Source organism: Tardiphaga sp. (assembly GCF_044340795.1).
Lineage (GTDB): Bacteria > Pseudomonadota > Alphaproteobacteria > Rhizobiales > Xanthobacteraceae > Tardiphaga.
This window is the reverse complement of the sequence record NZ_JBIISY010000202.1, coordinates 1-10,798: the sequence shown is the minus strand read 5'-3', so window position 1 is coordinate 10,798 and position 10,798 is coordinate 1. Positions and strand designations below refer to the sequence as shown.

10 protein-coding genes are annotated in these 10,798 nt (G+C 61.6%); all 10 read right to left on the bottom strand.

Features of this window, described 5'->3' with window-relative positions:
* Positions 1 to 310 (bottom strand): flagellar biosynthesis regulator FlaF (flaF, locus tag ACIQ17_RS25290; protein ID WP_398472026.1); only part of this gene is annotated, 310 nt, incomplete at its 3' end.
* Between the two features lie 44 nt (positions 311 to 354).
* Positions 355 to 1,398, bottom strand: a complete 1,044-nt coding sequence (locus ACIQ17_RS25285; RefSeq protein WP_398472025.1) for a flagellar hook-associated family protein — start codon at positions 1,396 to 1,398, stop codon at positions 355 to 357.
* A gap of 4 nt (positions 1,399 to 1,402) precedes the next feature.
* Complete coding sequence (flgK, locus tag ACIQ17_RS25280) at positions 1,403 to 2,872, bottom strand: flagellar hook-associated protein FlgK (protein WP_398472024.1); 1,470 nt, start codon at positions 2,870 to 2,872, stop codon at positions 1,403 to 1,405.
* A 31-nt stretch (positions 2,873 to 2,903) separates the two neighbouring features.
* The gene (locus ACIQ17_RS25275) at positions 2,904 to 4,151 is read right to left on the bottom strand and encodes a flagellar hook protein FlgE (RefSeq protein WP_398472023.1); all 1,248 of its coding nucleotides are present in this window, start codon (positions 4,149 to 4,151) and stop codon (positions 2,904 to 2,906) included.
* A 70-nt stretch (positions 4,152 to 4,221) separates the two neighbouring features.
* Complete coding sequence (locus tag ACIQ17_RS25270) at positions 4,222 to 4,707, bottom strand: transglycosylase SLT domain-containing protein (RefSeq protein WP_398472021.1); 486 nt, start codon at positions 4,705 to 4,707, stop codon at positions 4,222 to 4,224.
* 43 nt (positions 4,708 to 4,750) lie between these two features.
* The gene (locus ACIQ17_RS25265) at positions 4,751 to 5,980 is read right to left on the bottom strand and encodes a flagellar hook-length control protein FliK (RefSeq protein ID WP_398472020.1); all 1,230 of its coding nucleotides are present in this window, start codon (positions 5,978 to 5,980) and stop codon (positions 4,751 to 4,753) included.
* Positions 5,977 to 7,161, bottom strand: a complete 1,185-nt coding sequence (locus ACIQ17_RS25260; RefSeq protein WP_398472019.1) for a chemotaxis protein — start codon at positions 7,159 to 7,161, stop codon at positions 5,977 to 5,979. The genes ACIQ17_RS25265 and ACIQ17_RS25260 overlap by 4 nt, the downstream gene beginning before the upstream one ends.
* Entirely contained in the window at positions 7,158 to 8,486 is a 1,329-nt protein-coding gene (locus ACIQ17_RS25255) for a MotB family protein (protein WP_398472018.1), read from the bottom strand. The genes ACIQ17_RS25260 and ACIQ17_RS25255 overlap by 4 nt, the downstream gene beginning before the upstream one ends.
* A 1-nt stretch (position 8,487) precedes the next feature.
* Positions 8,488 to 9,228, bottom strand: coding sequence for a hypothetical protein (locus tag ACIQ17_RS25250; RefSeq protein WP_398472017.1), 741 nt, complete (start codon positions 9,226 to 9,228; stop codon positions 8,488 to 8,490).
* The coding region (gene fliF / locus ACIQ17_RS25245) for a flagellar basal-body MS-ring/collar protein FliF (RefSeq protein ID WP_398472016.1) at positions 9,225 to 10,798 on the bottom strand (1,574 nt) is incomplete at its 5' end. The genes ACIQ17_RS25250 and fliF, both read right to left, overlap by 4 nt.

Genomic DNA, 10,798 nt, shown 5'->3' with positions numbered 1-10,798 from the left:
CCAGATCGTTGACATCGCTGAACCGTCCCTCGCGATTGCGCTCGGCTTCCTTTACGATCCAGAGACCGATCGAGATCAGCTGAGCGCGCAGCTGTTCGGGCAATCCGTTGCGAGGATTTGAAAGATCCTGAACGAAGAGGGTCCAGAGATCGCGGATATAGACAAACGCATCATTCTGCTCTGGCAACGTCAATTCGCCGGCCTGCACTTTCCTCAGCAGGCCTATGCCGTGATTGAGTGCTCGCTGCTCGCGCGAGCGCGCCTCAAAGCTGCTATCTTCGATCTCTGCGTCGTAACTTGCCAATGTCATATCGAACGATAACCCGCTGCTTTCTGGTGAAATAATGAAGCCAATCAGAGATAGTTGAGGATGCTGAGCCTTTGAATCTTTGCAGATAGCGCATGGGACATTTCGAGCTGGTTCTGCAGGGTCGTCACGCGAACCGATGCCTCCTCGGGATCGACATTCTCCATCGCATTGACTTGCTTGGTGACAATGTCGGCCTGAACTTTCAGGCGGCTGGTGGCATTCGTTGTCTGCTCCTGGGAGGTGCCGAGTCGTGCGCCAACGCTGGCGAGATCGGCAACCGCGCCGGCGACCAGCAGCAACGCCTTGTCGGAGACGGCCTGGAAAGTGGATTGATTCATCTGTTCGACACCAAGGCCGGAAAGCATCGTATAAGCCATGGCCAGCTTGCGGAACGCGACGTCATTGGCGCTCGCGGAGGAGTCGATGGTCTGGGTCGTGGAGATGCGGCTGCGCATGACCTGGTCCGACGCCGTCGACCAGTTGTTGCCCCAGGCCGGATCAGCGAATTCCGCGGCAAACTGATTGTCGAGGAATGCATTCATGTCGGCAGGCAGGATGTTCGACGCGGCGGGCGAGCCCGGCGCAAACCCGAATTCTGCGGTAAAGGCGGCGTCGATGGCCAGCTTGCTCGCCGAACCCGCTTCATAAGGCGTCATCGGCTGTTCACCGGTGTTGATGCCGGCGAACAGATACTGGCCGTCCATCGAAACATTCAGCGCCGACAGCAGCGAGCTGAGATTGGATCCCGCAGACTGGGAAATGATGCTGCCGCCATCCGCCGAATTGCGTGCGGCGAGCAGATCACTTTGGAAGCCCTGTGCGGTTTCGATCAATTGCGAAAGTCGTTCCTGCGCCACATCGAGCCGGGCGCCGACCAGCGCGTTAGTGTCGACGAGCTTTTCGATTTCGACGAGTTCGGCGCGGAGGGTCACGTTACGCCCCGTCAAGGCGCCGAGCTCCTTGCCAACATCGTCCAGGCGACCAGTCGTCGCTTCCTTGACGGCCTTCGCGATCGCAACCTGGCTCTTGGAAGCAGAGATACGCAGCGTGGTCGCGATCGAGTTCGACGCGATAAATGTTGCAGTCATTTCGTTACCTCACCGCCTGAAGAAGACTCTGCAGCATCTGATCGATCGTCGCGATCAGCTTGGACGACGCCGCGAAGGTGCGCTCGACCTGCAGCATGAATGCCATTTCGTCATCCATATTGACGCCGTTGACGTTAGACAGGGCGTCCGCGCTACGCTCGAGAAGGGTCTGATTGTAGCTCGCCTCGGCGCCAACGGTCTTGCGCTGCGCTTCCAGCCAGCTCACGGAGGACCCCGCGAAGTCGATCAAGGTGCCGCTCGGCTTGCCCAGGGCATCCGGGTCAAACGGCCGGGTAGCGCCCATCCCGTCCACCAGGCCCTGGATGCGCGCAAAGAAGCCGGCTTCACCGCCAGCATTGTAGACGTAGTCAGGGCCATTGATGCCGCCATCACGGATCAGCGTTGGATTGCCGCCAATGGCCTGATCAACCAGATCGGTGACCCTGATCGAACCTGCCAGCCCCGTATTGATCACCCCCGTTGCCGGCATCCCCGGCCCGCCGGCATAGGTGAAGAGACCGGTGCGGTTCGGACCGCCCCCGCCAGTCTGGTCAGTCTCGGCGAAAACCTCGATCACGCCGCGTGCGATCTCGTCGAGCTGGTTCTGATAGGTGACCAGCTTGTCATCGCGCAGCGTTGCCAGACCTGCCAGCTTGCCGGATCCGATCGGCATCGGCGAGTTTCCGCCGGTCACCGGCACGCCATCGACAACCACGGCATTTCCGGTCAGGTTCGGCGTGAATGCGTTGGTCGGCTCGAAGGTCACCGTGCGCGCGGTTCGTTCGAACAGCGTCACACCGGAGTCCGTATAGATCACCATATCGTTGTTGGCGCGAGTGGTGAACTTCACGCCCATTTCCTGGGACAGCCTGGAAATGATGGCATCGCGCGTATCGAGATGGTCAGTGACATCCGCGCCGGAGATCGAGCCCTTCACGATCGCCGTATTGACCTCTTCGAACTGAACCAGCAACTCGTTGATGGTCCTTACAGATGTCGCCATTTCGGCGTCGGCCTCGGATCGCGTCTTCTGCACTGTGGTCGTTGCATCGTTCAGCGATTTTGCAACATCCTGCGCCGCCGTGACTGCCGCCTGGGCGAGTGTCACATTGTCGGGCGCGGATGCGTATTGCTGCATGGCACTCTTCAGCTTGGCCAGTTGCGCCGCGGCCGACTGGTCAAGCTCGGGATCGTCGATGGTGACAGCCGCAACCTTTTGCAGGCCGTTGTAGAGAGCGTCCTGCTGCGCCGTATTGGCGACTGCCTTCACCACATTGTTGAACAGACCCGCGCTGGCAGCGCGCTGGATGCCGTTCACATAGACGCCGCTGCCGGGCTGCGACACGATCAACGCATTCTTGCGTGAATAGCCCTCCTGCTGCGTGCCCGCGACGTTGCGCGAGATGACGGAGGACTGGATGCCCGACGCCATGAGCGACGAACGGGCGGAGTTGAGCGCGATCGTGAGTGACATCGGGAACCTTCGTCGAGAGATTGAGCGACGGTTAGCGCTTCAGGTTGACGAGAACGTCGAGCAGATCGGCGCCGGTCTGGAACACCTTGGAATTGGCCGTATAGCCGCGCTGCGACTCGATCATCGCGGTCAACTCGTTCGCGAGATCGACATTCGATGCTTCGAGCGCCTCGGGCTTGATCGTGCCGAGGCCGCTATTGCCGGCAAAATCGACCTGGATGTTTCCGGAATTGATACTGACCGAATACACGTTCCCCGCTTCCGGAGAGAGATTGTCCGGGCTAGGTACAGTGGCCAGCGGAATCTTGTAGGTTGCAAGCCGGGTACCGTCATCGAAGATCGAATACATCGTGCCGTCGGCCGCGACCTCGACACGGTCGAGCCCGCTCGGCGCATTTCCGTTCGTGTTGGCCTTGAACTGGAATTCGTCGGCGACTTGCGTAAGATTCGCCATATCGAAGGTTACGGGGGAACCGCCGGGAATGGTGAACGCCATTGACGTCGGGCTTGCAGCCGCGAGCCGACCCTTGCCCGTTGCACTGACGTCGAAGGTGAAGGTCTGAGTGGCCATTGGCGCGGCGGGCGTGTAGGGGAAGCCGCCACCCGCCGCAGCATTCGCGCTGTTGTACACCTCGACGTTCCATGTATTGGCGGCCGTCTTGTACATGTACATGTCAAGTTTTACGGCATTGCCGATATTGTCGTAGGTGATCAGCGATGTCTTGGAGGTGAAGTTCGGCGCGCCCGCGGTGATCGCGGCATTCGCGTCGAGATTGGCGCCATCGAGCCTCGCCTGTGTCGTCGGATTTCCGACCAGCGTTTGCTGGGCGATATTGACGACCTGCAGGTTACCGAGACCGTTGGCGACCACATCCGGCTGAGCACCATTCCGGATATCGTAACCCATCAGATAGTAGCCGGCGGTATTGTAGAGATTACCCTGGCCATCGGGAACGAATGAGCCGGCGCGCGTCAGAAACGGCGTTCCGCCGGAGTCGCTGACGATGAAGAAGCCATTGCCCTGGATCGCGAGATCCGTTGCAGACGTCGTATAGTTCATCGTTCCGGGATCGGAGATCGCATAGCGAACCTGCGTCTCGACGCTGCCCGAATTGTAGTTGCCGCTACCGCTGCGCAGGATCAGGGACGAGAACTCCGTCGATGCGCGCTTGTAGCCGGTGGTATTCACATTCGCGATATTGTCGGCGACCGTCGCGAGCTTGTTTGACTGCGCGTTCATGCCGGAGCCACCCGTGCGCATCACACCATACAGACTCATCGATTATCCTCCGTTTGATACTGGTATTAGAGTGGAGATTGCTTGTGCGGGGCTGGCGGTTATCCACAGGCTAGCGCGAGGCCGTCCGCTCTGCGCAGAAGCTGCGCGCATTGTTCGTCCACGCCCCGAACCCGCTGGCGACCAGGCTCCCAATCACACTGCAGATATAGCGTTTCTGACCAACGACATTGTTCGGGCCGGCATTGTAGCGTGCCACGGCCATGGTCCAGTTGCCTTCGCGCGCGCGCAGTTCTTTGAGAAAGCGCGCTGCGTAGTCGACATTGCGCGCCGGATCGAACATCGCCTCGACGCTTGGGAATTTCTCGCCGTGATAGCGATGGTTGATCTGCATGCAGCCGAGATCCACCAGCTTGGCGCCCTTGCTCTTCTCGTCCGAAAATCGCGCTACCGCGTCACGCAAATCTTTGGCCAGAACCGTTCTGCCATCGACATTGAGCGCATAGGGATTGAGCATCCCCTTTCGACCCGTCTCGCTGAGGCCGACAGCATAGAGCACCCCAAGCGGAACGCTGTGCATCCGCGCGGCGCGTGCCATCTCCCGCTCGCACGGGCCTTCCGCCCGCGCCGTTTCGGCGATGCTACAGATAGACAGTGCTGCTGCGAACACCGCTCCCGCCCGGATTCTGCGGGCGCTCGGACTGCATGGGAGACTGGTCATGATCCTGCCTGTTCTGCCGTGCTCCGCCGTGCGCATCACCGGATGATCGCCCCGACGAGCTGCCATCGCTCTGCGCGCCATTCGATGCTGGCATGGAACCACGCTGGTCTGCCGACTGTTGCTGCGACTGCGGTTGTGATTGCGATTGACCATTGCTCATGTTGCCTTCCGGCATGCGTGCATGCTCAATGGCGGAAATGTCGAAGCTGTAGCCGGCCGATTGCATCGCATCGCTCAGCACGCCGCGCTCCTGGCGCAGCAACTGCGTGGTCTCGAGCCGGTCGGCGGTCAGATGAACCTCGACGGAGCCACCTGCGAGTCGCATTTTCACCGTGACCGAGCCGAGGTTCGGCGGGTCCAGTTCGAGGGTCATCATCCGAACCGGGCGACTCTCGCTGGGTTTGTCTGCCTCGGACACTGGCGTCTCGGCGGCATGCGCGGCTTCCGGCGCGGCAACGGCCGGTAGATCGGACGCCATGCGATCCACGATCTTCTGGAGCGTGGTCACTTGCTGCACCGGCTCGAAATGCGTCTCCTGCTCGCGCACGACGGCCTTTGTCATCACGATTGGTTTTGTGTCGGTGGTTTCGACGCTCGCCGTGAAGCGCTTCTCGGGTGGCGCCTCGATCGCCGGAACGTCGGCATCCGTCAGATCGGGCGTGGCATCTGCGGCCTTCAGGTCAACTTGCGGGGCAGCAAGTTGTGGCGCCGCCTTGTCATCCGAGCCGGAATTCTGCTGCGCTTGACCGATTTTCGACATCACGGCGCTGAGAGCCGCATTCGGATCGTGCCATTCAGAGGCCGTCGCGACATTCTGCTTGCCGTCGCCAGCGGTCTTCGGTGCTTCCTCGTCTTTCTCGGTGCGTTCGCTGTCGATTGGCTTCGGCTTTGTCTCGCCGGTGAGCTCGGCGAGAATGGTGGCCGCGTCGAGCATAGGCGAAGCCGGGGTCGCGACGCTGGCGACGTCCTTTTCCACTTTCGGAATGACAGTTGATCGGTCTTTCGAGACCTTCTGCATCTGCTCGCGAAAATGCTCCGCCTTCTCTTTTCCATCCTTGGCATGCAGGGCCCCGCCCAGACCGCCCTTCGTGCCGGCCTTTGCCGATGCGAGTTTGCGGAATGCTGCCGTCAGGAGATCAGCCTGATTCATCGGTTTGTCTCCTTGAGTTGCTGTTGTGACAGATCGAGCAGCTTCTGCGCGTGATCGACAACGGCCATCGATTGACTGAAGTCGATTCGCGGCCGCATCACGGTCTTCGGGGAAATGCTGTCGTCGTTCTTCGCTGCCTCCGGCAGCGCCTTGCGTACATTCAAACCGATCGCCAGAGCAGCCGCCTGCAATTCGACGTCGCGTTCGGAAAGCTTGGTCTTGTCGATCCGCTCGAGTTCGGCAATCGCCTTGCCATGACCGGCGGTCGCGACGCGAGCGACTGCATGATAAAGGCGCGCTCGCAGATGCTCCGGACTATCCTCTTCGGTCAGTTCGGTGACACGCTCGGCAGCAAGCAATGCCATTTCAGTCTTCCCGCGCACCAGGGCGGTGCGCGAGATCAACAGATAGAGACCGCGCTGACTGCTGCGGTCGAGATGGTCGAGCACGGTCACGAGGCGCGGAAATCGATCCGGCTGCTGTGCAAAACTGAAGCGCGCCACGGAGAGCGCGAATCGCTGGCGGAAATTTCCGGCATAGATCGAGTGACGGAATCGCCGGAAGTAACGCACCGCGAGCGCCTCGAACTTGTCGAAATCGTCATCCTGGCCGACGATGAAGATCTCCCGCCGCAAGGCGGCTTCTTCCAGAAGCGTTCCCGGCATCACCAGCCGCACTTCATCGAGCAACGCGATTGCCGCCTTCAGATCATCCTGCGCAACCAGTGCCGACTGCACCAGGGCGATCTCCGCCCCCAGCGTCGCCGGCAGGCTGCGCGGCTTGATATGGGCGAGTTTCGCTTTTGCGTCGTCGGTTCGCCCCTCGACATAAGCGATGGCACCATCGACGATCGTCTCGTCGATATTCAACACATTGCGCGCTCGCAGCGTTGCGATCACCTGCGGCGCGCCACCGCTCAGCAGAAACGTGACAGCCGCGCGGGAATTCCGTGGTTCCTTCCACGAGGAGGCATCGACCTTCAGGAAGCTGTCACCGATGCGCTTCAGGAGAGCCGGCTGGGCATTGTGTGCCTCCAGATCCCCGCGCGCAATCTGGTCTTGAAGCATCTGTAGCGACCGGACCATCTGATAGGGCGGGCGCGACGCATCGTCGACTTGCTGCGCATCGGCAGCGCCGATGCCCATCGCCAGCACGATCACGATGGTTCTGCAGCTGATCATAACGTCGGCGCACGGATCAGGATCTCGATCCGCCGGTTCTGCGCCGCCAGCGGATCGGCCTGGTTCCGGAGACGGCGATCTGCATAGCCTTCGATCCGCTCGACACGCGCGGCATCGAGGCCGCCGCGCACGAGCATGTGATACGCCATATGCGCGCGCGCCGTGGACAACCGCCAGTTATCATATTCGGCCGTCCGGAAAACACGCGCGTCGGTGTGGCCGCGCACCACCACCTGGCCGCGGTTTTGCGCGATCATCGGCGTGATCTTGTCCAGCGTACGGACCAGTCCCGGCGTCGGCTCCGCCGAGCCATTGGCGAACATCCCATAGTTCACGTCGTCGGTGAGGTTGATCAACAGTCCTTCCGCCGTCTCGCGCACTTCGGCCACCGGGTGAGCCGCACCCAGCGTCGTGAGCACAGCCGCAATGGCCGACTGCAATCTGGCCGCCTCGTCCGGTTTCGTCTTGTCCGCAGGAGCCTTCCCCGCCTGGGCCGCGGCTTTCTCGGCTTGCGCCGGGGGCTTCTCTTCCACGACGGGTGGAGGCGGCGGCGATGCGGGCTTTGGTTGGGTGACGTCGTCGGAAAACAGGCCGACAGGCTTCGGGTTGTCGGGCTTGCCTGACTGCGCCGGCGTCGCGCTGTTGCCGCCCGCGTCCTGTGCCGGCGATCCGGTGGCGTCCGGCTTGGGATCGGTCGGGCGCGGCTCCTGCCCTTCGGTGATGGCGGCGATATCTTCGCCATACGGCAGGCTGCCGGCTTCCTTGCGGCCAGCCGGCTTCTTTTCAAGGGACGATATCGATGCCATCGGCCAGTTGATCGGATCGAACGGGTCACGATAGGCCTCGCCGCCCTTCAGTCCCTCCTTGCGCTCGGGATCGACGGTGCCGCTGGTCCGCCCCGGACGTGGCGGGCCGCCTGCGATTTCGGTCAACACCGCGTAAGGATCGCGGAACAACGCCGCCTCGCCATAGCGTGGTTGCGGTTGCTGCGGCTGCACGACATCGGTCGTCGGCTGGCCCGGCTCGGGCAAGGGCGACTTGGCGCTTCCTTCGGTGGCTTTGCCGGGATCGACGCGCCGCGCATCGTTGACGCCCTTGCGGTCGGGCGTGGAGTCGGTCAGTTTGATCGGGTTGAAATAGGTCGCGACGCTCTCGCGCGCTTCTTGGCTGGTGACATTGATCAGCCACATCACCAGGAAGAACGCCATCATCGCCGTCATGAAATCCGCATAGGCGATCTTCCAGACACTGCTCTTCGACTCGCTTGCATCAAGCGAGCTGCGGCGACGAATGATCAGAATTTCGGTTGGTTCCTGATCGGCCATTTCAGTTCTGGATCGCCATCTTCAGACGATCCGTCCATGCTTGCAGCTGGGTTTCAACCACGACCTGATCGATGGTGATCGACGCCTCGACCTCCGGGCCAGGTCGCAATTCGATCGCAATCGCGCGCACGCCGAGTTTGGTGCGGATCAGGTCCAGCAGTTCGGCCGGGCCGGTCAGGCGCAGCACCGGGCGTCGCACATCGGTCGCAATCGACGACAGGTGATCGATGAAATTGGTCACCGCTTGCTTCTGCGCGGCATTAAAGATCATCGGCTCGAGAATGCGGGCGGTCACGCCGGCGATCTTGTTCTGCAATTCGTTTCCGACTTGGGTCACATCGGCGGCCAGTTTTGCCGCCGTCTCGTTGAGAAGCTTCTGTCGGTCATCCGCCGCCTGCTCGGCAAACGCCTGCTTCTCTCGCTCGAGTTTAAGCTCAAACTCGGCCTTGGCGGCATTGTAACCTTCCGCGAGTCCGCGCTCGTAGCCGTTATCTTCCGCAACGACCGGCTGTTTCGGCTGCTTGTCCACCAATGGCTGCAGCTGCGACGAGCGCGGCGGCTTCTCCACCAGGGGCTGCGGCTGTGACGCACGCGGCACAGGCTTCTCCAGCAGCGGCTGATGCTGCTGCGGACGCCCCGTGGAGTGATGCAGATGATCGAATGGAACGACACGGCTCGTCGGCTTGATGGAGTCTGGACGATCGAAGTCCGCGATCAACCGGGCGACTTTCTCTGCGCTCATGCCGGTTCCTCCTGCCTAATCCATTGTTTGAGAATTGCAGCAGCCTGTTTCTCGTCGAGTTGGATGATCTGCTCAAGCCGCTTCTGCGGCGCGTTCTGGATGCTGGTCGATACATCCTGGATGAGATTGGGTGGCGGCTCGCTCGACAGCGCCGCTGTCGTCGCGGCGCCGCCTGCACTGCCGCCGGCAAGCAACGCGTTGGCCTCGGCCTGGAATTGCGACGTTTCATCCGACTTGGCGCTGACCAGGATCGTATTGATCGCCGGTCGCAAACCGAACCAGATCAACATGCCTGCCACCGCGAGGATCGTGATGGCGCTCACCAGGCTGCCTGCCTGCCGCATCATGACCTCGGTAAAGGTGATGGACGGCACCGGCGCCATGTCGCGCGCGCCTTCCATGAATTCAACCGCCGAGACCTGGATCTGGTCGCCACGCGGCTTGTCGACGCCCGCGGCGGTCGCAGCGATCTGGGCGATCTCGGCGACCTTGGCATCGATCGCTGCGTCGCTCGCCTTGTCGCCGAGGCTGGCAACCAGGCGTGGCCGGTTGACCAGCACGGCGAGGAACATCTTGTTCACCACATAGCCGTCGCTGACAGTGGTCACCGTCTTCGAGGAGACTTCGTAGTTGGTGATGTCCTCGCGGCGTTGCTTCTCGTCACTGTTGTTCTTGCCGCCATTCGCATTGACCTGCTGGTCCGGCAGATTTTGCTGAACCGTGGTCGGCTGTTGGCGGTCCATGCTTTGCGACGACTCCTTCTCACGCACGGCGCGCACTGAGCGCTGCACGCGCGATTCGGGGTCATAGACGGTCTCGTTGGTCTGCCTCTTGTCGGTCGACAGTTGCGTCGCGACGCTGACCTCGAAATTGTCCAGCCCGAGATAGGGCGTCAATGCGCGGCTGACATTCTCCTGGATTGACCGGCTGACGACGCGCTGCAGATTGGCCATCGTGGTCGGCGTCGCCCCGACACCACCGCTACCGTCATCGTCGGAGAGAAGCGAACCGTTGCTGTCCAGCACCGTGACCTTGTCTGCGGTCATGCCGGGCACTGCGGCCGCAACGAGATGCCGAACCGAACGCGCAGTGCGTGCATCAGCTGGCCCTTCCGTCCGCAACACGACCGATGCCGACGGCGGCAATTGCTCGCGCCGGAACGATCCCCGTGCTGGAATCACGATATGAACGCGCGCAGCCTTGACGTCCTTCAGCACCTGAATGGTACGCGCGATCTCGCCTTCCAGCGCGCGCACGCGCGTCACTTCCTGCATGAACGACGTCAGGCCGAGCGAGCCGATCTTGTCGAACAGTTCGTAACCACCGCTGGTATTGCTCGGGAGTCCCTTGTCCGCGAGCAGCGTGCGTGCCTGGGCGGTCTGGGCGGGACGGACATAGACGGTATCGCCGGCCGTATTCACATCGAAAGGAATATTCGCGTCGCGCAACACCGATCCGACACGGGAGATGTCTTCGCGGCTGAGGCCGGCATAGAGCGTATTGTATTCCGGACGGCTGAGATAGTAGGCGCCGCCGCCGACGCCAGCGAAGACTGCAACGCCAATGACCG

Coding starts and splice junctions, on each gene's coding strand:
- ACIQ17_RS25285 (WP_398472025.1), bottom strand. CDS start 1,398: ATGACTGCAACATTTATCGCGTCGAACTCGATCGCGACCACGCTGCGT.
- ACIQ17_RS25260 (WP_398472019.1), bottom strand. CDS start 7,161: ATGATCAGCTGCAGAACCATCGTGATCGTGCTGGCGATGGGCATCGGC.
- ACIQ17_RS25265 (WP_398472020.1), bottom strand. CDS start 5,980: ATGAATCAGGCTGATCTCCTGACGGCAGCATTCCGCAAACTCGCATCG.
- ACIQ17_RS25275 (WP_398472023.1), bottom strand. CDS start 4,151: ATGAGTCTGTATGGTGTGATGCGCACGGGTGGCTCCGGCATGAACGCG.
- ACIQ17_RS25250 (WP_398472017.1), bottom strand. CDS start 9,228: ATGAGCGCAGAGAAAGTCGCCCGGTTGATCGCGGACTTCGATCGTCCA.
- ACIQ17_RS25270 (WP_398472021.1), bottom strand. CDS start 4,707: ATGGCACGCGCCGCGCGGATGCACAGCGTTCCGCTTGGGGTGCTCTAT.
- flgK (WP_398472024.1), bottom strand. CDS start 2,872: ATGTCACTCACGATCGCGCTCAACTCCGCCCGTTCGTCGCTCATGGCG.
- ACIQ17_RS25255 (WP_398472018.1), bottom strand. CDS start 8,486: ATGGCCGATCAGGAACCAACCGAAATTCTGATCATTCGTCGCCGCAGC.